The following is a 24,183-nucleotide window of genomic DNA, read 5'->3' as shown; positions in this document are numbered from 1 at the left end:
GGCCCACAGTCTGATCGTGCGTTGCATTCGTCATAATTTCCCCTTCCGGTGATGCGGTTACAGCCCTAAGTCCCGAGTTGGTGGTCACAGCGCCAGCGTGAGGTCGGTCAGCGGCACGGCCTGGCAGGCGAGGCATTGCCCCTCGCTGCCGTCGACAGGACTGAGATGGGTGAACTCCCCAGCGACGACCTGCACGGCGCAGCTCTCGCACTGGCCGACGCGGCAGCCGCTTGGCAGAGCGACGCCGGCCGCATTAGCCGCATCGAGCAGCGTCCCCTGCTCCGGTCCCCACGAAAAGCTTTGCTCACTGTTGGCAAGCCGGATGGTGCGCGGCGCAAGGTCGCTCGGCACCGACGGCGGCGACACAAAGCTCTCGGCGAAGATATCGAAGCGCGGTATGCCGAGCGCCGTCACGCACGCGATCTGGGCCGCGACGAAGTCCGGCGAGCCGCAGATGTAGACCAGCGGTCGGCGCGTCGACAGCGGCCGCATCAGTTCGGGATCGAGACGGCCTTTGCGCAACAAACCCGGACTGATCGCGTCGTGCGGGAGCGGTGCTGAGTAGAACGTCACGCGCTTCAGCTCCGGTGTGCTGGCTTCCAGCTCCGCCAACCGTTGCGCAAAGGGATGCTCCCGGCTGCTGCGGCAGCCATGCAGCAGCAGAATCTCGGAAACGCGATTCTGCGGCTCGACATGCTGCAGCGTCTCGAGATGGCTCATGAACGGCGTAATGCCGATGCCGGCCGCGATGAAGATCAAGGGCCGCGCGCCCTTCAATGGCGGCGTGAAGATGCCGCCCGGGGGCTCCAGCACGACCTCGTCCCCGACGGCGAGACCATGCAGACGATCCGGCATGAAGAACGGCGCGTCGCCGCCCCGCGATTCACCGGAGAATCGTCCCTTCACCGCGATCGAAAGGACATTTGGCGTATCGCCTGATCCCGTCAGCGAATAGGCCCGCCCTTCCGGAGCGCCAGGCTGCAACGTCATGACATGCTGCCCCGGCAGGAAGTCGGGCAGCGGACCGCCATCATGCGGCAGCAGGTCGAAGGCTATGACATTGTCGGCCTCGGCGCGTCGCTCGCTGATCACGAACCGCCGCTGGCCGCTCCAGACACCGCGGCTTGCCACCGCATCGCGCCTGATGTCGCAGACGATTGCGCGCAGCGGAACCGAGCCGCTGACGGGGTCACGCGTGTCGTCGTGTAGCACCGCGTTGATGTTGCGGCTGCGATGACCGGAGGCCGCGGAGCCATCCCGGCCAAGCGGCGGACAGTCTTCCCACCAGCCGAATTCGGCAACGACGACCCGCGCGTCGAGCGCCGTATTGAGCCGTACCTTCAAACGGACGGCGCCGCCGCGCGTCTCCACCACGGCCCAATCACCTTCGACAAGTCCACGTTGCTCAGCGAGCAGCGGACTGATTTCGACTGCGGGATCGGGAGACTTCCGCCGCAGCGAGGCGACATGCCGATAGGAGGAATGAACGAACCATCCGCTCTTGGCGGTGCTCAGCACGAGCGGGAAGCGCTCGTCTGTGCCTCCTGCCAGCGGGCTCTCCGCGGTCTCGGCGTGATCGGGCAAAGGATCATAGCCGTGGCTCAGCATCAGTTCTGAATAGAGTTCGACACGCCGCGTCGGTGTTACGAAACCGGCAACGGTTTCGTCGTCGCGCAGGACAGCGTATTTCTCGTTGCGGAAGGACTGCGGGAAGCGGCGTCCTTCGGGATGGTCGCGCAAATCGTCGACACTGACACCCAGCGGAGCTAACTGGTAATTCCACCCGGCCTCGATATCGCCGCCGAAGAACAAATCGTCCATCCCGAGCTTCAGCCCAAGTGACGCCGCGATCTCGTAGTCAGCCTTCACCGCGCCGATCGGCTCGACCACGCGCGGGCGAAACTGCACGGTTTCAACCGCTGCCTGCGTGATCTCGAAGCCAATCTTGAGGGCATCGCGTTCCCACGGCATGCTGGCCGGCAGCACGAAGTCAGCGCTTTCCGCGGTCGGGTTCATGAACATGTCGATATGAACCTGGAACTCGAGCGCGTTCAGCGCCTCGCGGTTGCGTTCGGAATGGCCCTGCGAGACGACGAAATTGGTGCCGAAGGCGACCAGCGCGCGCACCCGATAGGGTTCACCCTCGAGCACCGCTTTGCTGAAGTCCCGCGCCGTGATCCATCCCTTTGCCGGCGGGCCAAGCGGTAGTTCGGCAATGCCGAGCGCCTTGGCCTGCTGTTCCCGCGGTAAGATGTTGTAGTCGTTGAGCGTCCGGGTCGGCGGCGGGACCGGCCAGCGATTTCCGCCGGGTCGATCGCAGGCGCCCGTCAGCGCATAAAGCGAAGCGATCGCGCGCTCGATCGCGGTCGCGTTGGTATGCTGACCGACGCCGGTCCAGGAATGGTAGGCGAGCCGCGGCCGATCGGCGAACAGGGCATTGAAAGCTTCGATGTCGTCGACGCGAAGCCAGGTCAGATCAGCCACACGCGCAGGCGTGTAATCGGCGACCCGCTCGGCCAGCAGTTCGAACGCAGTGACTGCTGAGATCAGCCGGCCGGCGCGCGCGCGGATCGACAACGCTCCGCGAAGTTGGCCGCCGGATTCCGGCGCGTAACGGGTGTCGCATGGCACAGTCGAGCCCGACGCATCGAGGCGGACGAAAACGCCGGCCTCGCCGTCCGGCCACACTTCGTCGGCGCGCAGGAAACGTCCGGTCGCGCGGTCGACCAGCAGAGGGCCGTTGGTCCATGCGTTGACGAAATCCGCATCATAGTTGTCTGTTGCGATGAGGTGACGGATCGCGCCCAGCGCAAGCGCACCGTCGGCGCCGGGGCGGATGCGCAGCCAAAGATCCGCCTGCTGGCCCGACCCGTTCGGTTTGGGATCGACGACCACGACCTTTGCGCCGCGCCGGCGCGCGTCGGCTATCCGCGTGGCCTGCGCCAGCCAGGTCCGTGCCGGATTGTGGCCCCACAGCACGATCGCGTCCGCATTGTCGTAGTCGGGAAAGCCGATGCCGCGACCGAACGTCAATGCGTGCGCATAGTCCTTGTGCCAACCGCAGATCTCGACCGCATAGATGAGATTGGGACTGCCGAAGCCGCGGATGAACCGCTCGACCCACTCAAAACTATCCACCATCGGCGTGCCGCTTGGGGTGGTGACGCCGAAGGCAACCGCCTCGGCGCCGCTCTCGGTCCGGATCGCGGCGAGCTTTTGGGCGATTTCAGTCAGCGCCTCGTCCCAGGACACTTCGACCCAGCCCGGGTCGGCCGCGTCCCTCGGGCGGGTGCGCTTCAACGGCACGGTCAGGCGACGCGGGCTGGCCACGATTTCCGGCGCCGCACGTCCCTTCGCACAGAGTGCACCGCCGGTCGGATGGTTATTCAATACCTCCACACCAACGAGACGCCCGTCCTCAACGACGCTGACTGCCCCGCAGCGCGAGCGACAAAGCGTGCAATAGCCGGGCAGCCGTTGTTTCACCTCAGCAGCCTCACAATCTCGCGAATAGTGACGCATTTTAGTAATGCGTTACACATTTACGTCACACGCTACTGATTTCGTCAAGGCCAAGTAATAGGCTAGGACGAATCGGAGTTCCCAACGAGAGGCGGTCGCGGCCACCCATGGACCAGAATTTACGAGAGCAGGTGCTGCAGCGCGTGCGCGCCGAGATCATTTCCGGGCAGAGTCTTCCTGGCACGATGTATTCAGTCCCGAGTCTGGCGGCGAGCCTGGGCGTCTCGAGCACGCCGGTACGGGAGGCGCTGCTGGAATTGAGCCGCGGCGGCCTGGTCGAGCCGATGCGCAACCGCGGCTTCAAGGTCGTCGAACCATCGCTGACCGAGCTGCACAACCTGTTCGATATGCGCGAGGTGCTGGAGCTGCATGCGGCAAGGCTTGTCGCCGCAAATCCCCCGCAGGATCTTCCAGATGTGCGCGGCTGGGCCGACGAGATCGCGAGGGCGGTCGGGACCGACGACGTGCAGCTCTATCTGGAAGCCGACCGCAACTATCATCGCGCGTTCATCGCGGCCGCCGGCAATGAACTGCTCACCGATATGGTGATGAACCTGCGCGACAAGATGCGGCTCTACGGCATCAGCTCGCGCGCCGGGCGGGAGCGGCAACAGGCGTCGGTCCCCGAGCACTACAGGCTCATCGACCTCGCGCTTGCCGGCGAGGCCGAGGCACTGGCCACCCTGCTCAGGAGTCACATCCGCTCCTGGGAGCCGATCTTCGCCGACGCATTGCTGCGCTCGAAGGAAAATGCCCGCGAGCCGTTGCTGCGGCAGGCGCGCAGTTGATGAAGCAGCAGATGGACCCTGCGGGGAATCGCAACCAGCGCGGATTCGCTTCAGGGACGCGTCCGTAGTCCACGCCAAAGCACGATCGTACGGCCGAGCATGATCATCGGGCGTTCGACCATCCGATAGACCAGCAAGGACACGATCAAGGTCAGCGCGATGCAGACCAGCATCGTGGCAACGTCGCTGATCTGCCCGGTGAAGGGCAGGAAGCGGTAGACGGTGACGTTGACGCACCAGTGGAACAGTTACATCGAGTAGCTGATCATCCCGATCCGCGCGAGCATCAGGGAACGTGGACGGCCGAACCTGACGGCCGCAAGGAAGACCACAAAGGCGAGCACGTAAGCGGCCAGGATCGGCAAGCGTCCTTCCATGATGAAGTTGTCACCGCGCGCCAGGGAGAAGTCCGAGATCGATAGCACCGCAGCAAACTGCGCGATGGCAAGGACCAACACGGATATGCGCGCGCTCTGGACCCACTCGACAAGCCACAGGCGCAGCAGCAGACCCAGGAACAACGACGACAGATGCATCCCCAGATACTGGACCGGCAGGTTCGCCACGCCATGCATTCGAAGCTGAACTGGGAGCACCGTCGCGGCAATCAGGGCCAGGCTAAGCGCGGACAGCACGCCGACATGTCGCAACTTGTCGACCGAGAACAGCAGTGCGACGAGAACGTAGAAGACCAGCTCGATGAACAACGTCCAGTGGATCGGCGAGAGCCAGGGTTGGCCGAACAGCGTCGGCGCCATCGTCATGTTGGCGAGCACGGTCGCCATACCCGGCGGCTCTGCGGCAAGCCACGCCATCGTCGCGAGGACTGCCGGCCCCGCCGGCTTGTCGGTCTCCCTGAAGATCTGGAGGAATAGCCGAGCGACCGCGGGCACATCCGCGGCGGTCATTGGCCTGACGGCGCCCTTCCGCTTGGCGCGCACATCAACCGGCGTTTGTGCCTCGAGTTGCGACATCTGTTGAATTCAGCATGCTCGGCTAGTTAATCTCTCGTCCAATCGTAACGGCATCGTCAAACGTCAGTATCGATGGTGTTCAAATCCCGATGACCTTGTCCCAGATCGCGCCAGTCTCATGGTGCGCTCGGACGGTCTTCGTACTGGCGCGACAAACCGGATGTCTCTGCCCGATTGCGCCTATGGGCGCTCTTCGTTGTCGCGTCTGCGCCGCCCTCCAACTTCAAGCTTGTGTCGTCAAGAACATCAACTTGTGGAGGTTAATGCGCCTCGGCTCGAAGCCGACGGCGGCGCGCCGGGAGCTTCGGCCAGCGGAACTCGTCATCGCCGATCGCGCCCATCAGGTTCGGGATGCGGATGTGGTCCGGCGTGGTCGCGGTGCGCAGATCTTGCCCGGCCTCGAGCAGCAGAACGCGATCCGCCGGGTCTTCGCTCAGGCGCGCGGCCAGCGGAACTCCAGCGAAACCTCCGCCGATGATGATCGTGTCGTATTCGTGTTCAATCGCGTCGGGTCACTTCCACTGGCGTATAATTCTTGAGATGGCTGCCGACACGCTCGATCAAGTCGCTCACCTCGATCCCGTCGTTGAAATGCGCGACGACGAGGCCTTCGGGATCCAGAAGATAGGTAATCGCGGTGTGCGGCACGTCGTAGCCGCCGTCATCAGGAGACGGGGCGCCGCGCCTGGCGAAGACGCGGAAATTGCGCTTGGCATCGTCGATCTGTGCCCGCGACCCCGTCAATCCGAGAATTGACGGATAGGCCCGCAGGTAGTCACGCATCACCTGCGGATTGTCGCGATCCGGATCGACCGTGATGTACAATGCCGCGAGCCGGACAGGGATTTCGCCGAGCGCGTCCAGCGCGGCTGAGAGCTTCGTCAGTGCCCGCGGGCATACGACTCGGCAATGTGTGAAGCCGAAGAAAACCAGCACAAAGCTGCCGCGGAAGCTCCCGGCGTCGACATCGCGGCCGTTATGGTCCGTCAACTGGAATGTACCGCGAACCGTCGGCGGTTCAGAGGAAGGCGGGGCTTGCATGCAATCACTCTTCAAACGTCATGACATAGGCCCCGGGACCCGAACCGGGATGCCTGAGCAAGAGACCGTCTTTGCACTGTTGCAAATCGACGTCGCCGTTCGCCTTACCGGGCAAGTCCGACTCTCCGCGCGCAATCTCCATGCCGTCCCGATGCAGGCTCCAGCGGCCGCGCGATCGCAAATTGCCGAGCACCACCTCACCGTCGGACGCAACGCCTCGTCCGTCCAGGGAAAATTCCAGCCGGTTGGAAACCGCGTCGAACCATGCCTTCGACACATCGAGATCGTCAGACACGCGCGTTAGCGCTGGCTCGGCGAAGCGCGACGCGTCCCACGGTTCGTTATAGAATCGCCACAAGCCATCGGGAATGTTCAGCCTTGCGTATCCCACCAGCACGTTGCCGGACATCGGTTCGATCATGGTGGCGTTTCCGTCCGCGTCGGTCGCGGCGTCGTTGCGCGGATAGTGCAAACCGCCATCGCTCCAGCGCGGCGACATGTGCCGATCGGCGTGTTTGAGCAGGCCGCGCAGCGTCGTGTCGTCGCCCATCTCGGACGCCCATGCCGCCATCCAGCCGAAATCGCAACTGTCGCTGACGATGGTCTGTCCCATGACGAGGGGGCGCTCGCCGGTGATGACAGAGAATTCTCCGTCCGACCCGGGCTTGAGGAAATCCTTCGCCTGGCCGGCGTAGTGCGCGTGCACGAAATCGCGGTTCCACATATTCATCAGCGCTCCGCACCATGCGTCGACCCACACGGCCTTGCCGTTATTCGGCCGCACCACCTTGGTGTCCTGGGCGAGCATGATGTTGTAGTGGCCGTTGTCTCCGATCCTCCCGAAATCCTTCCATGCCTGTTCGTACCCGCTGACAACATCGGTGGCGATCGATCCGCCGTAGACGAGGTCGTGGAGCCGGAAGCCGAGGATCGCCGGCTGATTGCAGATCTGGAACGTGCAGTTCGGTTCGCAGGCGACGCCCAGATATCCGCTCTCAACCATCTGCCAGTAGAGATGCGCGTTGAGTGACTTCTCATCATAGACGAAACGCTTCTCCTCGCCGCCCCAGAAATAGGACCAGAACCGGAGTGTGAGCGCGCCAGGCTGCGCATAGCGGTCGTCGTCGAACAGATAGTGGTACATCAGCGCCATCGACTGCAGGTACGCACTGTACATGATGTTGTCCCGGATGACGGGGTCCCACTGCTCGACATACAAGGAGCTGAGATGCGCGTTGAAGATGCTGCCGCCCCGGCTGACGTCGCGCCAATACATCCACACTTCGGGAAGCAGCATCTTGCCGATCAACCGCTCGAAGATCGGCTTGAACACACCCGGTGCGGCAGGCAGTCTGTGCCGGTGCGTGAGAGCGAGCGCATAAGCCATGTAAGCCAGCTGGAATCGGTAACCGCCAAAGTCTTCCTGCCCGTACCCCTTGCCCTTCATCAGGTCCCATTGGTTCGGCGGTTGACGGGACAGATTCGCGAAATGCCTGAGATGGCCGATCTGAAGGCGGTCAAGGCCTGCCGCGGGATGGGGCGAGCCGCCGGTTCGGCGTGGTTCGCCGGGATTGTTCATCGATTCGTCCTTCCTGACCGTCGCTTGCGACGTTTTCGCTTGGCCGTCATCGCGGCGCGGCGCGTCGGTCCTCATTTCTAGCGGTATCCCCGATGGCCCGTACAGCGTCAAATTCCACATTGTGTTCCGTCGGGGCCGCGGACGGCCATGAAGCCGGAACGCGACTTGACTGGCGGCCCCCACGCGACGGTGCGACACAACGACCCCGACGGGCAACTCGGCAAAAACCTGTCAAGCGCGCGCATCAGAACCATTTCGGTTTATCGACATTGAAAATCAGTGTATAGATGTCCTCGTCTTACCCGCTTGAGGGGCGCTTCGCGATCGTCGCGAGTGTTGCGGTGGGATGCGGTGGACGCCGATGTCGCGACTGACGAGCGTGGCTAAGGCTGACGGTGAAGTCGTGCAGGCCTGACGCCCTCGTGGCAGGTGTCCTGTCCGCAAGAGGCTAACGCTTCTGGCGGACGGCGGTGACAAGCAAGTCTGGTCTCGCCGGGGAGCACGTATAAGCCGTAACCCATCGCGCAGGGAAAGCCGGGTTGTTCCCGGTTACACCTGTGGTCCTACCCCGGTGCTTTTTGTTGCACCGGGCCCATGGGTGCGATCGGCACCCGGCTTTCCCTGCGCCCTACTCAAGAAGAGGGCAAACGAAATGCAAGACTCGGACAATCGATGTCGCGAGAACGCGGAAGTATGGCTACCGACCGCGCACCAGTCGAGTTAGCGTTGCGGCTTGTCCTTCTGGTCGGCAACCCAGACGTCGCTCTGCTTGATCTGTTCGATCAGCGCCTCCGGGCTGAATTTCCGGAAACCCGCCGGCAGTTCGAACGACGATGCGGACTGCGGTCCGTCCTTGATATTCTCGACCGCAATGACCGTCCCGTCCTCACGCTTGATCCGCAGCGGGATCCTTCGTTCTCGATCGATCCAGCCGAAAAACGCCGATCCAGTTCCGGAGACGGCGCGAAAGACGGCCGCACGGCGGCCCAGGATCATCTCCTCGCCTGCCCGCTCGCAGCGCCAATCACCGTTATCTGCCAGTCCGGCGAGATGCGCCATCGCCTGCCAGCGCCGGCACGGCTCGTCCGGATCGACAGGAACCAACAACCGGGTAAGTTGGCTCGACTGCCGGGCATCCATATAGACCCGTGCGCCGGGCCGCACGAAATAGGCCGACGGTTTTGCCGCGTCGACCAGAAAGAAGCCATCGGCAAATTCCGGCGTTTCTATCCTGATCTTGCCGTCGAGAACGCGCAGCCGTCCCGCCGGCGTTGTCGCGGCATCACGCTGCACGACGATGTCGGCGGAGAATTGCTGCGCACCTGCCGCACCCGGGCCGCCCAGAATGGCCACGCCGAACGCCACAACACCGAACCGCACCACCTGATACAGGCGAGCCAAGACCACGCTCTCGATCATTTCCAGTATCTCAACCAAGGAAAGTCGACGCCGACCGGACCGCAGGGTCCGATCGGCGCCATTTTGCGGGATCACGCGAGGTCCCGATTACTCGAGGTAGGAGATATCCGAACGCTTTTCGAAGTCGAACGCGTCGAACATGTCAGCGAGCGCCGGGCTGTTGGTCGGCACATACTGGTTGCCCCTTGCGTATGTCGGGTTCGGCAGGTTGTCGCGGCTGCGGTTCGTGAGCGGCTTGAGGTCCCAGTTGCGCTCGATGAACTTCAGCAGCGAGGCGTGGTCACCGTAGTTATGGTAGATCTTGCCGCCGGTCGAATAGGGCGACAGGATCAGGATCGGCAAGCGCGGTCCGTCACCGAAGAAATCGATCGACTGGATGTAGCCCGAATCCCAGTAACCGCCGGCCTCGTCCCAGGTGATGAACACAGCCGTCTCCGCCTTCAGCTTCGGATTGGCTTCAAGGGCGCTGAGGACGTTGGTGACATAGGCTTCGAACAGATCGACCTTCGAGCTCTGCGGATGACCGTCAAGCAAGCCATCCGGCTTGCCGAACGCCACCGAAGGCAGCTCGTTTTTCTCGATCGCCGTGATCAGATCGGCGGTGTCCTTGACATGCGCCGTCCGTACCGTCGGGTCGGCCATGATCGAGGTCGCGTATTGGAACGGGTTGCAGATCTGGCAGTAGGCCACGCCGAGCGCGTGAGCCGGATCAGCAAGAGCCGCGGCGCTCAGGTTCGGGTTGGCCGCATTTGCGGCCACCGCCTCGTTCGAGAGCGCAACGGCGTCGTTATACGCGCCACCGTAGTAGGTCCACGAAACCTTCTTCTCGATCAAGGCGTCGCCGATCGTCCTGACCGACGATGGCGGGAGGTTGCTGCCACCCGAGAGCGCGCCGTTGGGCAGGAAGCCCGGGTTGGTGTTGTTGAGCATGTAGTAGTGGTTCGGCTTGCAGTTCGGTTCCGCCGCGTAGGGCAGCGCCTCGAGGTAGCTGACGATCGGCTTGACGCCCGGCTGGCTGAAGTCGCCGCAATTGCTGAAATTTCCGTCAACCGTATATCTGTTGACGCTGCCGGCGACCGGGTTCGGATTGGCGATCAGGCTCGCCGGTGGCGTGACCGGGTTGCCCTTGCCGTCGCTCCAGAAGCCCGCATCGCCAGTACCGAGCAGGAAGTGGTTGGCGCCGGTGCCGCCATGGAACGACTGATGGAAATTGTCGCCCAGGGTAAAGCGGTCAGCCAACGTCTTCAGGACCGGAGCCTGACCCTGCTCGACGTTGTAGAAGCCCATCTCATTGCCCTGGCTCTTGTTGCTCGCCGAGTAGGTCGCCATGACGTGGGGGAACAGATCGTTCAGGCAGCCCGAGTTGTTGCTCTTCGAGGCGGTCGCCGCGCTGCAATCCTCCTGTTGCCAGTCCTGGTAGAAGCGGTGGGTCGTGTCACCGGTGTAGTCGTCATCGCTGATGTTGGCCCCCTGCAGCAGGAACGGTCCGGCGAGGCTGCCGGCGCCCGGAACACGGCTATCGAGAACTCCCTGCGGCAGACCGGAGGCGCCGGTCGTCAGGATGTCGAGGTCGCCCTTGTCCATGTCCTTCTCGACGCCAGCTTCCGCGATCGTCTTGAACGGGGCGCCGGTGTCGCTCTGTGCCTGCGGAGTGCCGTTGGTGTTGGGCTGCGGCATCAGGTTGGCCGGGTTGTAAGGTGTCTTCGCGATCGCCGGAGCACCGACATAGTAGGACGGCTGGCCCGCAGCCGAGAACTGCTGCGCCTTGGCGAAGTTCGGACCGGGCGAGCCGTCCTCGTTGACGATGCCCTTCGACAGCAGGTTCGAGATGGTCTCACCCCGGCCCTTCGGCTTGTAGACACCGAACGTATGATCGAGGCCGCGATTCTCACCGATCAGGACGATGACGTGCTTGATCGGCGACGCCGTCTTCACGTTGCTGGCCGGATCGTGGTCCTTGTTGTGTTCACCGCGCTCGGCGTTATCAGCGTCGTGATGGTGCGCATGCGAGCGCTTGTCCCAATCGCTGTGGCCGCCAAAATTCGCGGCGTAAGCAGCTGTGGTCACGACGATCGTGGAAGCAATGCAGATCGCGGTGGTGGTTCGCCAGCGATCTCTCGAATTGAAGGGCATATCGACTCCAAACGGTTGTTGTTGTTAGCGCCGCCGGTAACTAGTGCATCAACATGACGCAGGCATATCGCTGCGATGAAACGACGCACGACGCGCACGATGATTTCCGGTTTTTTCTCGATGCTCTCGTCTGCCGAAACAGTCGACGATCACGCGCGCGCCTTCGGTCGCCGGCGATGTGCCGGCACGACGGAAAGCGGCGCGCCTGTTCGATGCGCGTTAGCGAGCCACGCGCCTTGATTGCAGGACTTGACGAAGGGCCATGTAGTGCTGGTCATGCACGGCGGGATTGAAGAGCGACCATTGCTCGGCGCCAGCCAGCAGCGAAGGCACGGCGGCAGCCATGAGATAGCGATAGTTCCTGTAGTCGGCGGCGGCTTCCGCGGTTCGCCCATCGCCGACCGCGATCTCGATCCGCCGCAGCAGCAAGACAACCTCCTTGAGCGCCCCGCGTGCGTTCACCCGCTCCTCGCCGCCACCCGAGACGCTGGTGTTCTTTCGATCGGGATATTGCTCCGTCAGCTCACGCAACTCGCCACCGATGGTCTCGACGGCCAATCCAACAACATCCTTGTCGCCGGCGGGAATGGCGGTCCCCAGCACGGTTGCAAAGTCGTTGATCTCCTTCAGCGAAGCGGCAGCGCCTTCATGTTCATAAGGCTGCGTGCCATCTCCAACGGCGGTGAGGTAAGCCACCAGATCCTTCCGGTCCTGCGCCGTCAGACCAAGTGCGAACACCGAATCAAAATGCGCCACTACCTGATCGTAGCTATCGAAGCGACCGTCATGAAAGTATGGCGCATTGAAATCGGCGTTGCGCAGCGTCGGCGTCTTGAATAGACCGCCCGATCCCACGTCATGCTGCCTGTGATCGACGAAGGCGCCCGACGGAACATGGCATCCGGCGCAGCTCATGCCGGGATCGTGCGGGAACGGCTTTGCGAACAGCGCTTCGCCGCGCCGCTCCGCATCGCTGATCTTGCCGATCAGCCTCCCGCCCGGACCAAGGCTCGGATTGGGCAGGAAATCGACATCCTGGAGATAGGCCACAATGGCGTCGACAATCACCGGCGACGGCTCGGGTCCAGCAAACTCGTTGACGATAACGTTGCGAACGAAGTCGTGCAGCGAGGCCATGCGGCCGTCGGCGCCGTAAGGCGCCAGATAGCGTGCGCCGCGCAGGCTCGGGATTCGCACGGGGTCCAAAACGCCATTGTCCGCCTTCGGATTGAACAGCGGCCCGGTCGTGTCGAAATTGCCCGGGCGCGTCGACATCCTGGGCATGAAGAATTTGGCGTTGCCGGCACCGTTGACGTGGCAGGTGCCGCAACTCATGTTCGCTTGCTGCGCGACGCCACCAAGGATCGAAGGCGAGCTGAACGCCAGATTGCCAAGATTGACCAGATACGATTTGCTACCCGAGATATCAGAGCGAAACACCTCGCGTGGCCGATCAATCGCGTCCTCGTTCAGCTCGGTGCTGACAGGCAAGGCCGTCTGGTCGCCGTCGACCGGAAAGGCCTTGGCGACCCGTCCATGCGAGGAAACAACCACGAGGCCGAATGCGGCTGCGGCGATGCAAAAACGATAGAAGCTCATCGCGATTGAGCCTCCAGTGTCGGCCGCTCCAACCCCAGCTTGACCGACGCGGCCTGCAGCGCGACCACCAGCTCTTCGCTGGCGCGTCGCAGCGCGCGAACATCGACGTGCGGCAGATCAGGAGCCGCGACGATGGTCTTGAGCTGCTCGATGCGCTCCGTCACCTGCTTCGCAAGCCTCGCATCTGTTACCTTGAGGGCATCGGCAAAGATGGTCCGATAGGCAAAGTCGATGCCCACGACATTGTTGCGCATGTCGCCAAGCGAGGTCCCGCTGATTCGGGATTCACCGCCATCCGCCTTGCTCTCACCCACCTCGTAGGCAAGTCGTGCGATCCCGTCGAGCAGACCTTGCGGCGTCAACGGTATGGTGGGCAGTTTGCGGTGGAGCTCGCCGAGATGCTTGATCAGCATGTCGGTATCGCCCTCGACATCGGTCCGGCCGGCGCCGAACAATTTTGCCTCGATGGCGTGAAATCCGCTGTCGGCATTGGGCCAGGCATCAATCAGCCTATCGAGTTCAGGAACAAAGCCGGCGGTGAAGACCTCCGAACGCTCCCAGCCGGCGCGGGCCGCGAGCCAGGCCTTCTTTGCTCCTGTCAGATCCTTTGCGGAGACATGCTCTCGCAAGTCCTTGATGCCAGCCAGCGCCGACCCGATTCCCGCGATCATGTACGGGCGATAGCGCTCGGCCGCATCATCAAGCGGAGTGGCGCTTGCCCGACCCATCCCACTCGCAATGGCCACCGCTACAAGGCACCGCACCACTCTCTTCTTCATCGATACCCCCAGGACGCGGAGTGCAGCGTCGTTCGCGACGCTGCGTCCAACGGTCGCAGCAATATTGTCGGCGTGTTATGCCGTTTTGTGACGGTATCGCTTTGCTTCGGGACTTCTCCGGAAATAACAACATTTTTCTGCCGAGCAATCTTCTCAAGCGCCATCAGGAGAAACCCGCACGCGCATTGACGACAAAATAATTTCTTCAAGAAAAGTTCATACTCTCGGGTGACGCCAGATATGGTTGATCGGCGCCGGGCTCCACCTTCTTCAGAGAACGATATGACGGCCGACGCCGCACCGCTTCTGTTCGCAGCATTCTTCGCAGCGCTGTCCCTGCTGTGCGGCAGCCTTGCGCTGATCGATCTTCGCCGTGGCATTATTCCGGATGCACTCAACCTGGCGGTCGGCGCCCTTGGTCTGGCCAAGACCGTCATCGCAGGCGGCGCCATGGCTGGCGTCGAGACCGCCGCAGAGGCGATCGTTGTCGGAGCTATTTTTTGGCTATTTCGTCAGCTCTATTTCGCTGTAAGGAAGATTCAAGGACTCGGGCTCGGCGACGTCAAATTTCTCGCGGCAGCCACGCCGTGGGTCGGCCTCACAGGCATTCCCGTGCTGATCCTGATCGCCGCGCTCTCGGCGCTGATCGCGATCGGCGGCGCGCAACTGGCCGGACAAAACCTGACGCGGCAGACCTCGCTGCCGTTCGGTCCATTCCTCGCCCTTGGCCTGCTGTCGGCCGTAGCCGCACAGCAATGGTTTGGCTTCAACTAAAAGTCCGCCGACTCTTGGCCGGCGGACTCGTCATGTCACCAATGAAGGTTGTCAGTGATCCCAGCCACCGCCGTCGCCGTCATGACCGTGATGGCCACCATGGCCACCGTCATCGAAGTCGAAGAAGTCGAACAGGTCGCTGAGCGCCGGGCTATTTACCGGAACGTATGGATTGTTCGGCGCGGCAAATGGGTTCGGGTAATTGTCACGGCTGCGGTTGGTGATCGGCTGCAGACGCCAGTTCCGCTCGATGAATTTGATGATCGAGACGTGATCAGCATATTCATGCGAGATATGGCCCTGCCTGGCATAAGGAGAGACCACGATCAGCGGGATACGGGTGCCGTCGCCGAAATAGTCGAGTGGCTGCACATAGCCCGAGTCGAAGTAGCCCCCACCTTCATCGAAGGTGACGAAGATCGCGGTATCCTTGGCATAATCAGAGGCCTCGACCTGGTCGACGATCTTCTTTGCGAAGCCCTCAAACAGATTGAGCTTGGAGGACGACGGGTGACCGTCGGTGAAGCCGCTCGGCTTGACGATCGAGACGGCCGGCAGGCTGTGCTTGGAGATGTCCGTGTACAGGTCGACCGAGTCCTTGATATGGGCAGCGACCTGCTCCGGATGCGACATGATTGACGTGTCGTACTGGAACGGATTGCAGATGTTGCAGTATTCGTCAGCGGTGGGACCAGCTACGCCCCAGTTGAGCTGGTACGGATCGTTGACGTAGTTGTTCCACTGGTCACCGTAGTACTTCCACGAGATGCTCTTCTCGTTCAGGCTGTCGCCGATGCTCTTGCGGGTCGACGGCGGGATCGTGAACGGCGTGTTGGACGGGTTGGTATCGGTGTAGGCATTCTTCCCGTTGCCGAAATACCCCGGGTTGTAGTTGTTCAACAGATAGTAGTGGCCCGGTTCGCAGTTGGGATTGATCCGCAGCGTCTTCAGATAATTGACGATCGGCTTGACGCCGGGCTGGTTCGTATCCGAGCAGTCGCTGTAGGAGCCGCCGCCGGAGACCGGGTTCGTGGAAAAGGGCGGCGGAAAGCCGCCATTGCCGCCGGCGCCGTAACCGTCCTCGGTGTACCAGTTGTTGGTGCCCATCGCCGGATTCGGGTTCTCAATCGTATGGACGATGCCGGCATCGGGTGTGCCGCCGAACACCTGCACACCATTCGGCGGCGCAATCGCGTTGCCGTAGTGGTCGCTGAAATAGATCATGTCTGCATGGCCGAACATGATGTGGTTGGCTCCCGTGCCGCCGTTGACGGACTGGTGGAAATTGTCGCTCATCGCATATTGCTTCACCAGGCTCGTGAAGTAAGGCACGTCGCCCTTCTGCACATTGTAGAAGCCAAGTGCGGTCGACCCCTCGCCCGTGGTCGTCGCGGTCGGCGAATATTCGGTCGAGAAATTGGAAGGCTGCGCCGCGCCGTTGGTACCGGCGCCGACGGTCACTTCGACCCACGCGAACAAATTGCCGTTGCAGCCCGACGGATTGTCGCGGCTCGCGGCCGAGGTGTTGCAGTTCAGCTGCTGCCACATCTGATAGAAGCGATGCACCGGGCTTGCCGCATAGGCGTCATAGGGCATGACGTCGCCGTTGGTGAGCTGGAACGGGCCGGCCGGCAGCGCACTGACATTGCTGATGCGCTGGTCGGGGGTCTTCGACGACTGACCGGTGCCGCCGCTCAAAAGATACTGGTAGTAATCGGCGGGCAGCCCGGATTCGGACTGCTGCGCCAGCGCGAGAGACGCCTCACAGGTCGTGATCGGCGAACTGCCGCATTGGTTCGGGATGTAGGAGACCTTGGGGCCGCCGACCAGCGGCGCCGGCAACTGATCCTTGGGGAAGCTTTGCTTCGGCGGGCTCAGCAGGAACGCATCGTTTGAACCGGTATCGGTGGCCGAGAGCTGATGAGCCTTCTCGAAATTCGGACCTGGGACGGCGTTCTTTTCGTGATCGAGCTTGACGATGCCCTGCGAGAGCAGATTCATCACGCTCTCGCCCGGCCGCTCAGGCACGTAGGTGGCAAACACGTGATCGAAGCTGCGGTTCTCGCCGATGATGACGATCACGTGCTTGATCGGCGTTCTGGTCTCCTCCCCGCCGTGATGTCCCCACTCCTGCGCGAGGGCGGGACCGGTGATGAATTGACCCAGCGCCAGCGCGCTGAGGGTAAGGCGGCAACCGTGCAGCCAACGTGATTTGTGCCTGTTGTGCATCAAAGCTCTCCTTTGGTCTTCTGGTTAGGCGGCGTAGTCGAAGTCGCAGTATTCCCTGGCACTACCGTGATCCGCCCCATCATGCCGCCGTCCTCATGTTCGAGGACGTGACAGTGGTAGACGAAGGTGCCGACGATGCCGGGATCGCGAAAATCCATGCGCAGACGCACGCTGGGATATTTCAGCATTCGGCCGTTGTAGTAGGGAACGTTGACGGTATCGCGCAGGAACGGCTCGTTGACCGCGATGCCGGACCAGTCGAGCAACTCGAAGTGAAGCTGATGGATGTGAAAATCATGCAGCTCCATCGAGCGGTTCTCGATGATCCAATCCTCGACATCGCCCTGCTTCACCACAATGTCCGGCACATCCGATTGCGGATCGAACGGCTTTGGCGAGTTTCCGTCGATGGTCATGAAGAATTTGGTCGGACTGTTCGGGTCGTCGGGATTTTCCGGTTGCTCGGAAAAGAACAGTTTCCTGACGCGCACCGGTGCAACGTCGCCAACCCACGGCCTCTCCGGAGGCGGCAACGGCTCGGCACGCGTGGACAGCGCAGCCTGGGGCTCGCCGGCATCGGCTGCGCTCGTGATCGCCATCAGCGCACGGTTCGGATCGTTCTCGCCGGCAGGCCCGGTGTCGACGGCACGCGTCACCAGCAGTGCCGGCACTCCGGCCGGCGGGCCCTCGACGATGAATTCGGCGCGAGAGCCGGGCGGCAGGCCGATATGCTTGACCCATTGCACCGGCGGAGACGGGCTGCCCTGGAACCGTAACGGCACGCCATCGATGCCGACGACGCCGATCGGTTGCGGCGCGCGGCCGACCAGCAAGGCCAAATCGAGATACGTGATCGCGGAGGCGTTCAGCACCCGCCAGAGCTGCCGCTCGCCCGGCTTCATCGACAGCGTCGCCGGCGGATAGTTCGGATACGGCACCGGCACGAAATTGATCGACAGGTCTTTCGACGGCTTGCCGAAGCCGGTGCCGGAATTGGCGACGTCACCGTCATTGTCGAGCTGGCTCTTCGTCATCACGGGCTCGAATTTCGATGGCGACGCGTCGGGATTGACGAGATCCTGGTCGCGAATCACAAGCACGCGCTCGGGCAAGCCGGCGAGCGACGGATCGGCGCGCTCGATGCCCTCGATGATCAGCGCGCCGGAGGCACCGCCGAGCACTTGGGTCTTGCTGAAGCCATGAAGGTGCGGGTGATACCAATAGAGGCCGGGCGGCGCATCGTCGGGAACACGCAGGCGATATTCGAACGGCTTGTCGTCGGGCTGGATCGAGGTCTTCAGCACGTCATCCTGGTGGCAGACTGGCGGCACGTTCAGTCCGTGGAAGTGCAGATTGGTTGAAACCGGCGTCATCGCGCCGCTGTCGCAGGGATCATCCTTCACTTTTGTCGTGCAGATCGGCGCGCCGGCGAGCGCGCGGTCGATCGCAGGCGTCGCGGTATCGAGGTCAACGAGGTCGTTCTTGAAATGGATGACCAATTGCTCGCCTGGCTTCAGGCGCAGGGTCGGCGATGGTTTGCCGTCCGACGTCAAGTAGCAGTAGCGGACCGTCCCATCCGGCAACTTCTCGTCGTGGACACTGAGATCGGTTTCGAGCACGCCGTCATGGCTGCGCAATTCCGCCGGTTCCACGACAGCGCTTCCAGGCTGGGGTCGGGTGCAAACGTCCTGCGGCGTGCGTTGCAGCTCCGGCAAGCCGGTTGCGCCAAGCCAAGCGGTCATGGCACTCGCTGCAAGCCCAAGGCATGCGGCGACGATGACACAAGAGATGGTCGAATAACGTCGAAGCACGCCGTCCCGCCAATGCGCTGCCGTCAGCCGTGCGAGACCGCGCTGACGCCAACCACGGCTCCAACCCGAATTCTTGCGACTGCGGCCGTTGACAAGTGTTTTTGTCTGACGAGGCCAACGCTACATGCGCGTTGTTGCGGTATTCTGGCAGGTTTCTAACAACCAAATGACAGTGGATCGCGACATATCGGCACGGAACTTTTCTCAACGCAGCTGGCGAGTATCTCGCGCCCCTCAGCGAGGACTAGCTGTGATCCACGCAGTTCGAAGGCTCAATGTCGCCTCAACTCGGCCTGCGGCGTCGAGCCGTCGGCATTGACGGGTGTCAGCACCACCTGATCGCTCGCTCGTCCACCGGGGGGCGGCAATGTCAGTGTCGCCGCCTGCCGATCCATCTCCATTATGACCTCGCGGCCTCCGATCGTGCGCAGCTTCCATCCCTGATAGTCGTCGCCGAGCTTCAATCGAAGCGGCTGCTTGGTCGACTGATCGAGAAAAATGCCAAAGCTCTCTTCGTCGCTCGCGATGGTTCCGACCAGCGACAATGGCGGCGGCTGGACTGCCTTACTCGGGGGCGGCGGGGGTGGCGGCGCAGGCGCCGGCTCCGAGGTGACCACTGGAGGCGGCCGACGCGACGGCGAGAACACCGGACGATCACGCGTGCCCGGTAATCGCGTGAGCGGAATCGCCCACAGCGGGTTGGCGCTCAACGGACGTTCCGGCTCCGGCGGCGGCGTGACAACGCGGACGGATGTCACCGGTGCGCTCGACCACGGCGTGAGCGGTCCGCCCAACCGCGTCTCCTCAGCGATCCCGGCGTCGAGTGCGTCGCTCGTGATCGCAGCGGTCGCTGCCGCTGCCGCGTGAAGCGATAGCACAAGCGCCACGGAAGCGATTGCAACGTAGCGTATCATTTGGCGCCTCGCCATTGCCCTGATACGCCGAGCAGAACCCGCAATTTGCCGGGCTGCGCGCCGGACGCGGAGGTCGCGCTCTGGACCACCAACTGGTCGATGAACAAGAACGGCATTCCAGCCTCGATATCGTAGAGCAACTGCTGCAACTGAACCTGCTCGACCTCGCAGCTCGCGATCATGCTGAGGAATCCGGGCTTGCTCGACGGGCTCTGCACGTCAAGCTGTGTGGAAAGCACATTGCCGCCGTACTTCGTCACCGCGCTCGCCACCCGCTGCAACAGCGTCGCGCCAGCGACCGTGACGGTCGCGCCCTCCAGATAGGCAGAACCTGGCGGCATCGCCTCGCCGGGCGCGGTGGCAGCCGCGCCGTGGCCGTCGAGCTGTTCGAGCATGCTTGCCGATGCCGTAACCTCGCCGCGCCGCTCGATGAGGTCGGCGATCGACGTCACCACGGTAACGAGCAAAACGATGACGAGACCGGCATAAGCCGCCCCCGCCAAGATCGGCGAGGACGTGACGAGCCTTGCTGGCGCGGACAGGATGCTCATGTGCCGGATCCGAAATAGGCGGTGAGATGAGCTTCGATGTGGAAGCGCTCGCCGGGCTCGTTGGTTGCATGCGTGGTCGGCGCAAAGAAGGTGACGCGGGTGAACTGCGGCGACTGTTCCATCAATCGAACCAGCGACGGCGCATCCTGGGTCATCCCGGCGACCTGGACCTTGTCGCCTTCGATGCGAAGTTCGGTGATGTAAGTAGAGTCGGGCAGCGCCTTCGAGATCGCCTCCAGCACCATGACGCTGGATGGCGTGGTCTGCTTGCGCTTGGCGAGCAGGCCGAGCCCTGAGACGGAGCCGTTGGCACCGAGCCGCAGCGAGGCGCGTCGCTGCGAGATGCGCTGCTGCAAATCGCCGAGTTCCGATTGCAGCGAGCCACCGAAATAGGCACCAGTCAGCAGCGACGCGGCTGCGGCGAGTGCGGTCGACAACAGGATCGCGCGCAGCAGGCGAGGCACGTTGACCGCGGCCCCAACCACGCTGCGCAGCGGCTTGTCGATCAGCTTGATCGGCGCGGAGGCATCGGCCGGCGCCAGGATCGCAACTGACGCGGCGTCGACCTTCTCGGCGAACGCGATCACGGGAGCGATTTTCAGCTTCGAGGTCGCCGCAATGATCACATCGATCCGGTCGTTCGCAACTGATACCGGCGAACTCCAGCCGAACACGGCATCATCGACGGACCATGGCGTCAGGCGATCGACCTGCGCCCGGATCATGCCGTCGAGGAAATCGGCAGCCTTGCTCGGGAAATCGAGCGGATGCGTCATGACGTGAGCTGGCTGCAACAGCACTTCTATGCGGCCTCCCCGGAGCGCCGCGTTCCACTCCGCCGACAGCGACGGCTGCGGCTTGCCGCTGTCGAGGCGGAAGGAAACATCGGACAGGCCAGTTCCGCCCTTCGCGGCGATCAGACTCGCCGTGAGCGCGCCGTCATCCGCTTCGACAAGTCGTATCTGCTGCGCGCGCATGAAACGGCCGGCCACGGTGTCGACGGCGCGGCTTACCGCGTCGATCCACCCGGCTAAGAACTGCTTTGCGTCCGAGATCAGCGCCATCAGGACCTCCGGCGCACGGGCCGCGCCTCGGCCGGCTCGATGTCGTCCTGCCACGACAGCAGGCGGTAAGGCTCGCGTCTGTCGCCGAGCGCGATCACGACTTCGGAAGTGGAGCGGCGGCCACTGGCAAAATCGATCGTCGCCGCGACGCGGTAGCACGGGCTCTTTGCTGCCGGTGCAGCGCTTTTTGGGGGAGCGGACGGATCGGCCGCAGCGAGCGAGCCGCCCGGCGAGGCGATCCCTCCGCCGAACGGATCCATGTTCGCTTGAGAGTTCTTTGCGAAGGCCGCGACCACTTCCGGTGCCGCGATGGTGGCATCGATATCCGACGACCCATTGAAGACGGTCACAAACGGCAAAACGCGATCGACCAGAACAGGCGAAAGGCCGGCGACCAGCGCCAGCTCATTGACATGCGTGAACAATGACTGGCGCGGCGAATAGCCCAATGCCGCGTAGCGCGCCCCCTCTTCATCGGTGCTGTCCGGCGTGGGCCGGCTGCGCCAGCCGACGACACGCTCCGCAACCTCATTGGCCACATCCTTGCTGGCCCCAAGTCCCGCGAAGAGGGCTGCGAGCACGTCCTTCGACGCGAAATTCAGATCGATCCGGGCTGCCTCGGACGTGAAGGTGACATCGACATTGGCGTCGTCCATCCGGAAATGAAACGTCCCCTGCGCCGGCCTGGTATCGCTGCCGGCCAGGGTTAGCTGATAGGCGGTGAGCTCGACGCTGGCCGACACCAACGCTTCGTTCTGCAAGGCGGTGTCGCTGATCGCCATCGCGCGCGCGGATTGCGACAGATAGAGCCCAAAAATCATCGCAAGCGACGCCAGCGCGATGAGAAGCCAGAGCACCGCGACAATCACGAAGCCGCGTTGCGAATCCTGGACGGAAGACCGCCTCATGGCTAACCTCCCTGCCCGGCGGCGAGGGTCCGGACGGAGGTGTCGGCGGCATTCGGCTGATCGGTCTTGTCGTTGCAGTTGCCGTCCGGCCGCGTACAGTCGCTTGGAACCTGAGCGTGGATCGATGCAATGGTCGACACCTGCAGCACGCGCTGGCTCCCAGCATCGCGGACGGTCACCTTGATCATGGCCGGCAATCGCCCGGCGTCGCGCCAAGTGCTTTTCCAGTCTCGATCCGGTCCCGCATAGGCAAAGGACAGCCGGAACGGCGCGCGCAGCAGCACCACCGGATCACCGAAATGCAACTGCTCGGACAGTGTCGAGCCGAGCGGCAGCGGCGCAAATCGCGTACGCGAGCGAACCGCGACGAATCCGAGCCGGTCGGTCGTCTCGCCAAGTCGCACGACATCGAGTCCCTGTCCGATATTCGGACCAATCGCTGTGCGCACGAAGGTGACCGACAGCTCCGATCCGACGAACAGCGGACGGCGAGACTCACGATTGGCGGGGACATATTCGGCCGCGGCAAGGTCGGCCGCAATGCGTTGCAACGCGGTACTGATCGCCTCGTCGCGCTGGATCCGGCCGAGGCCGCGGTTCCAGTTCGGCAACCATTGCGCCGCGACGCTGACAAGCGCCGACAGCACGAGACTCATCAGGGCGAGCGCGACGATGGCTTCGATCAGCGTAAAGCCACCTTCCCTTGCGCGCGAACCGGTCTCCGCCACGGTCATTCGGACGCCCTCTTCATCAGGCGGACCGTACGAATATCCGAGGTCACCCCGCTGGGCGACTTCACACGAACCCTGACGAGCTCAGGGACCCAGGCCACGGCGGAATCGGGAACCGTCCAGTCGCCGCCAAGTGGGACGACGTCCACCGTCCAGCGATAGCCGTCCGCTTGCCCCGACGATGTTCCCTGCTGAAGCTGCTCGCGCGGCGGTATCGCCGCAGCCATCGCCGTGCGCATGGCCTGCGTCAGCGCAACATGCGCCCCGATGGCGCGGACACCGCGCACATTGCTCGCCATCACCGATCCGATCGCGACGATCACGACAGCCACCAGCGCCAGCGCCACCAGCACCTCGAGGATCGTGAAGCCGGCGTCGCGCCGCTCAGTTGATGCCGATGTCGCGGGATACAATCTCGACCCTCCCGGTCAGCCAGTTGACGCGAACTTCATAGGCCGCATCGAAGCGCGCCAGCGCGATGGTGCCGCCGCACGACATGCCATCTGCGAAGAAGCGAATGGTCGATAACGCCGCCTGCCGGTGACAGGTCTGCGGCAGCACCGCCTCGAAATGCACGTCATCCGGAATCCGGATCGCCGCCTGCGAGGCGCCGGACCTGATCGTGCGCCCGCCCGCATCGACCAGCGCAGCGATGCTGATGTGGCGCCGGATCGCAGCATCGCGGTCCGCCATCAACAATGTCGCCGCCTGCAGGGCATAGCCCTGCAGGCGGGAGCGCGACGTTTCATGTGGAATGAACGGCAGAAACACGGCCGAAAGCAGCGCGATGATCGCGAGCACGCAAACCATCTCGAGCAACGTGAAGCCTTGTTCTGCCTGGTCATTCATTTTTGGCGGACAGATTTTCGAGCGAGATGTCGGCGGCGGTCCCGCTGCCGCCTTCCTGGCCGTCAGATCCGTAGGAGACGATGTCATAAGGGCCGCGCTCACCCGGCGAACGATAGACGTAGACGTGGCTCCAGGGATCGTTCGGAACGCCGCCGCCCTTCAGGTAGGGCCCATTCCAGGCGGCCACTCCCGAAGTCGGCCGTACCAGCGCGGTCAGTCCTTCCGCACTCGACGGATATCGGCCGGCGTCGAGATAGTAGAGATCGAGAGCGGTGACAAAGCTCTGCAGCTGGATCCGTGCGGCCTTGACCTTGGATTCGCTGAGATAGTTGAGGACGCGCGGACCAATCAGCCCCATGATCAGGCCGATAATCGCAATCACGACCAGCATTTCGACCAGGGTGAAGCCGGCCTGGCTTTCCAGCCGCCTGTCTCTCGGCTCGAGCGGCCCCTGCCCGCTGCTTTCGACGATGTGTCGGCCGATGTCCTTGAGCGATATCATGATGAACCAACCTTTG

The 24,183-nt window shown here is 63.0% G+C and carries 21 protein-coding genes and 1 pseudogene; 2 read left to right on the top strand and 20 right to left on the bottom strand.

Annotation, left to right across the window (positions count from 1 at the left end):
* Positions 1-84: 84 nt before the first annotated feature.
* A complete protein-coding gene (locus UP10_RS32695; RefSeq protein WP_044591297.1) occupies positions 85-3,522 on the bottom strand; it encodes a molybdopterin-dependent oxidoreductase in 3,438 nt (1,145 codons plus the stop codon).
* Positions 3,523-3,629: 107 nt separating this feature from the next.
* Here UP10_RS32695 and UP10_RS32690 point away from each other — a divergent pair, with 107 nt between their 5' ends.
* Positions 3,630-4,310, top strand: a complete 681-nt coding sequence (locus tag UP10_RS32690) for a GntR family transcriptional regulator (RefSeq protein ID WP_044591296.1) — start codon at positions 3,630-3,632, stop codon at positions 4,308-4,310.
* Between the two features lie 50 nt (positions 4,311-4,360).
* Here UP10_RS32690 and UP10_RS46410 read toward each other — a convergent pair whose 3' ends face one another.
* From UP10_RS46410 to UP10_RS32650, 9 genes and pseudogenes are all read right to left on the bottom strand, one after another.
* The gene (locus UP10_RS46410) at positions 4,361-4,483 is read right to left on the bottom strand and encodes a hypothetical protein (protein WP_283807694.1); all 123 of its coding nucleotides are present in this window, start codon (positions 4,481-4,483) and stop codon (positions 4,361-4,363) included.
* A 75-nt stretch (positions 4,484-4,558) separates the two neighbouring features.
* Positions 4,559-5,284, bottom strand: coding sequence for an acyltransferase family protein (locus UP10_RS32685; RefSeq protein ID WP_044591295.1), 726 nt, complete (start codon positions 5,282-5,284; stop codon positions 4,559-4,561).
* Positions 5,285-5,663: 379 nt separating this feature from the next.
* A pseudogene (locus UP10_RS46770) lies at positions 5,664-5,787 on the bottom strand (lycopene cyclase family protein); the annotation flags it as partial.
* Positions 5,783-6,325, bottom strand: a complete 543-nt coding sequence (locus tag UP10_RS32675; RefSeq protein WP_044591293.1) for an SCO family protein — start codon at positions 6,323-6,325, stop codon at positions 5,783-5,785. The gene UP10_RS32675 and the pseudogene UP10_RS46770, both read right to left, overlap by 5 nt.
* A gap of 4 nt (positions 6,326-6,329) precedes the next feature.
* Positions 6,330-7,979, bottom strand: coding sequence for a linalool dehydratase/isomerase domain-containing protein (locus UP10_RS32670; protein ID WP_156180448.1), 1,650 nt, complete (start codon positions 7,977-7,979; stop codon positions 6,330-6,332).
* A 645-nt stretch (positions 7,980-8,624) separates the two neighbouring features.
* Positions 8,625-9,323, bottom strand: a complete 699-nt coding sequence (locus UP10_RS32665; protein WP_050043896.1) for a hypothetical protein — start codon at positions 9,321-9,323, stop codon at positions 8,625-8,627.
* 87 nt (positions 9,324-9,410) lie between these two features.
* A complete protein-coding gene (locus UP10_RS32660) occupies positions 9,411-11,456 on the bottom strand; it encodes an alkaline phosphatase family protein (protein WP_044591292.1) in 2,046 nt (681 codons plus the stop codon).
* A gap of 219 nt (positions 11,457-11,675) precedes the next feature.
* Positions 11,676-13,055 (bottom strand): cytochrome c peroxidase, encoded by a 1,380-nt coding sequence (locus UP10_RS32655; RefSeq protein WP_044591291.1) that lies wholly within the window; start codon positions 13,053-13,055, stop codon positions 11,676-11,678.
* Positions 13,052-13,783: an EfeM/EfeO family lipoprotein gene (locus tag UP10_RS32650; protein ID WP_245322021.1), complete on the bottom strand. Its 732-nt coding sequence runs from the start codon at positions 13,781-13,783 to the stop codon at positions 13,052-13,054. The genes UP10_RS32655 and UP10_RS32650 overlap by 4 nt, the downstream gene beginning before the upstream one ends.
* Before the next feature lie 333 nt (positions 13,784-14,116).
* Here UP10_RS32650 and UP10_RS32645 point away from each other — a divergent pair, with 333 nt between their 5' ends.
* Positions 14,117-14,608 carry a prepilin peptidase gene (locus UP10_RS32645; RefSeq protein WP_044591289.1) on the top strand — a complete coding sequence of 164 codons (492 nt, stop codon included), beginning with the start codon at positions 14,117-14,119 and terminating at the stop codon, positions 14,606-14,608.
* A gap of 51 nt (positions 14,609-14,659) precedes the next feature.
* Here UP10_RS32645 and UP10_RS32640 read toward each other — a convergent pair whose 3' ends face one another.
* The 10 genes from UP10_RS32640 to gspG all read right to left on the bottom strand — a co-directional run bounded on the left by UP10_RS32640 (position 14,660) and on the right by gspG (position 24,167).
* On the bottom strand, positions 14,660-16,837 hold the full coding sequence (locus UP10_RS32640; protein WP_044591288.1) for an alkaline phosphatase family protein: 2,178 nt from the start codon (positions 16,835-16,837) through the stop codon (positions 14,660-14,662).
* Positions 16,837-18,579, bottom strand: coding sequence for a multicopper oxidase family protein (locus UP10_RS32635; RefSeq protein ID WP_044591287.1), 1,743 nt, complete (start codon positions 18,577-18,579; stop codon positions 16,837-16,839). Before UP10_RS32635 ends, UP10_RS32640 begins: the two co-directional genes overlap by 1 nt.
* Before the next feature lie 341 nt (positions 18,580-18,920).
* Entirely contained in the window at positions 18,921-19,562 is a 642-nt protein-coding gene (locus UP10_RS32630; RefSeq protein WP_044591393.1) for a hypothetical protein, read from the bottom strand.
* Positions 19,559-20,113, bottom strand: coding sequence for a type II secretion system protein GspM (gene gspM, locus UP10_RS32625; protein ID WP_044591286.1), 555 nt, complete (start codon positions 20,111-20,113; stop codon positions 19,559-19,561). Before gspM ends, UP10_RS32630 begins: the two co-directional genes overlap by 4 nt.
* Positions 20,110-21,177: a PilN domain-containing protein gene (locus tag UP10_RS32620; RefSeq protein ID WP_044591285.1), complete on the bottom strand. Its 1,068-nt coding sequence runs from the start codon at positions 21,175-21,177 to the stop codon at positions 20,110-20,112. The genes gspM and UP10_RS32620 overlap by 4 nt, the downstream gene beginning before the upstream one ends.
* Positions 21,177-21,959, bottom strand: a complete 783-nt coding sequence (locus tag UP10_RS32615; protein WP_197086955.1) for a type II secretion system protein GspK — start codon at positions 21,957-21,959, stop codon at positions 21,177-21,179. Before UP10_RS32615 ends, UP10_RS32620 begins: the two co-directional genes overlap by 1 nt.
* Before the next feature lie 128 nt (positions 21,960-22,087).
* Entirely contained in the window at positions 22,088-22,819 is a 732-nt protein-coding gene (locus tag UP10_RS32610; protein WP_044591283.1) for a PulJ/GspJ family protein, read from the bottom strand.
* Positions 22,816-23,229 (bottom strand): prepilin-type N-terminal cleavage/methylation domain-containing protein, encoded by a 414-nt coding sequence (locus UP10_RS32605; protein WP_082077365.1) that lies wholly within the window; start codon positions 23,227-23,229, stop codon positions 22,816-22,818. Before UP10_RS32605 ends, UP10_RS32610 begins: the two co-directional genes overlap by 4 nt.
* A complete protein-coding gene (locus tag UP10_RS32600; protein WP_044591282.1) occupies positions 23,201-23,665 on the bottom strand; it encodes a prepilin-type N-terminal cleavage/methylation domain-containing protein in 465 nt (154 codons plus the stop codon). Before UP10_RS32600 ends, UP10_RS32605 begins: the two co-directional genes overlap by 29 nt.
* Positions 23,658-24,167 carry a type II secretion system major pseudopilin GspG gene (gspG, locus tag UP10_RS32595; protein WP_044591281.1) on the bottom strand — a complete coding sequence of 170 codons (510 nt, stop codon included), beginning with the start codon at positions 24,165-24,167 and terminating at the stop codon, positions 23,658-23,660. Before gspG ends, UP10_RS32600 begins: the two co-directional genes overlap by 8 nt.
* Between the last annotated feature and the right edge of the window lie 16 nt (positions 24,168-24,183).

The sequence above is a fragment of the Bradyrhizobium sp. LTSPM299 genome (genome assembly GCF_000938235.1).
In the GTDB taxonomy this organism is placed as follows: domain Bacteria; phylum Pseudomonadota; class Alphaproteobacteria; order Rhizobiales; family Xanthobacteraceae; genus Bradyrhizobium.
This window is presented reverse-complemented; position numbering and strand designations above follow the sequence as displayed.